Below are 1,543 nucleotides of genomic sequence, written 5' to 3' on the forward strand. Positions count from 1 at the left end.
CGGGTGCGCACGCGGCGATGCAGGGTGCCCTGAAGCTGATGGAGTTCGCGGACGCATCACGGTAGCCGACCTGGTCGGCCGGGGCCGCTACCCGCACCAGGGCCTGCTGCGCCAGTGGTCGGCCGAGGACGAACGGGTCGTGCGGAAGTCCATGCGGCAGACCGGGGTGGCCGAGCTGGCCGAGCGGTACGTGGACGAGCTGTCCGGCGGGCAGCGCCAGCGCGTCTGGATCGCCATGGCGCTCGCCCAGCAGACCCCGCTGCTGCTCCTGGACGAGCCGACCACCTACCTCGACATCCAGCACCAGATCGACGTCCTCGACCTGTGCGCCGAGCTGCACGAGACCCAGGGCCGCACCCTGGTCGCCGTCCTGCACGACCTGAACCACGCGGCCCGCTACGCCACCCATCTGATCGCCCTGCGCGGCGGCGAGGTGATCGCCGAGGGCGCCCCGAACGACATCGTCACGGCCGAGCTGGTCGAGCGGGTCTTCGGGCTGCGCTGTCAGGTGATCGACGACCCGGAGACCGGGACCCCGCTGGTGGTTCCGGCCGCGCGCAGGGCCCGCACCGAGCGGGTCACAGCAGCTTCCTGAGCCGGAACAGATCCAGCAGGCTCGCCTCCAGCCGTACCCGGCCCTTGCCCCAGGCCGTCGCGAAGTTCAGCTCGCCCTCCACCAGGGCCACCAGGTCGTCGCCGGCCATGGTCAGTCTTATCTGCGCCCGCTCGCGCGGCGGCCCGGCATAGGTCTCGTCCACCTCGATCCGGCCGTCGGTCATCCGGCCCGCGAAGGTGACGTCCAGGTCCGTGATGTGGCAGCTCACCGAGCGGTCCATGGCGGCCGCCGCGCGGACGTCGCCCTCGGCCCCCTGCATGTTGTCCGAAAGCTTTCCCAGTGCGGCGCGGCACTCCTCGATCGTGGCCATCGCCACCGACGGTACCGCAGCGGTTCGGGGTAGCGTCTGGGCATGAGCGAGTCCGTGTCCGAGGCCCCCGCGCAAGCCGCGGCGGAGACCGAGCCCGAGTACGATTCCGCCGCCCCGGCCCCAATGGACGTCCCGCGCACGCCCACCGGCAACGCCGAGGTCGACGCCCAGCTGGAGCGGCTGGCCGACGCGGACCACCTCGCCACCGACGGGCATGTCGAGGTGTACGAGGATGTACACCGGGGGCTGCGCGACGCGCTGACCGCGCTCGACGCCCGCCCGGGACCTCCGGCGCCCCCACCGTCGCACCCGGCGTCACCGACGCCGTACCGAAGCAGGAGCTGAACCGAACGTGGCAGGAGTCGCACGCCGCCGTCTGGACGCGGAGCTGGTCCGCCGGAAGCTCGCGCGCTCGCGCGAGCACGCCGGCCAGCTGATCGCCGCCGGGCGGGTCACCGTCGGCAAGACCGTCGCGACCAAGTCGGCCACCCAGGTGGAGACCGCAGCGGCGATCGTCGTCCAGTCCGACGACAGCGACCCCGACTACGTCTCGCGGGGCGGGCACAAGCTCGCCGGCGCGCTGGCGGCCTTCGTCCCGCAGGGGCTCGTGGTCGAGG

4 protein-coding genes are annotated in these 1,543 nt (G+C 72.8%); 3 read left to right on the plus strand and 1 reads right to left on the minus strand.

Annotated features, from left to right (window positions below):
* The coding region (locus ACWEN3_RS42000; protein WP_452982678.1) for an ABC transporter ATP-binding protein at window positions 1-595 on the plus strand (595 nt) is incomplete at its 5' end.
* On the opposite strand, the gene ACWEN3_RS42005 is transcribed toward ACWEN3_RS42000, so the two are convergent.
* Window positions 579-926: a sterol-binding protein gene (locus ACWEN3_RS42005; RefSeq protein ID WP_452982687.1), complete on the minus strand. Its 348-nt coding sequence runs from the start codon at window positions 924-926 to the stop codon at window positions 579-581. The two genes, ACWEN3_RS42000 and ACWEN3_RS42005, sit on opposite strands and share 17 nt — an antisense overlap.
* Window positions 927-968: 42 nt before the next feature.
* Here ACWEN3_RS42005 and ACWEN3_RS42010 point away from each other — a divergent pair, with 42 nt between their 5' ends.
* Together ACWEN3_RS42010 and ACWEN3_RS42015 are read left to right on the plus strand one after the other, a co-directional pair.
* Entirely contained in the window at window positions 969-1,271 is a 303-nt protein-coding gene (locus tag ACWEN3_RS42010) for a hypothetical protein (protein ID WP_452982681.1), read from the plus strand.
* A 7-nt stretch (window positions 1,272-1,278) separates the two neighbouring features.
* The coding region (locus tag ACWEN3_RS42015) for a S4 domain-containing protein (protein WP_452982684.1) at window positions 1,279-1,543 on the plus strand (265 nt) is incomplete at its 3' end.

It is taken from the genome of Streptomyces sp. NPDC004561 (genome assembly GCF_053602155.1).

Coding starts and splice junctions, on each gene's coding strand:
- ACWEN3_RS42005 (WP_452982687.1), bottom strand. CDS start 926: ATGGCCACGATCGAGGAGTGCCGCGCCGCACTGGGAAAGCTTTCGGAC.
- ACWEN3_RS42010 (WP_452982681.1), top strand. CDS start 969: ATGAGCGAGTCCGTGTCCGAGGCCCCCGCGCAAGCCGCGGCGGAGACC.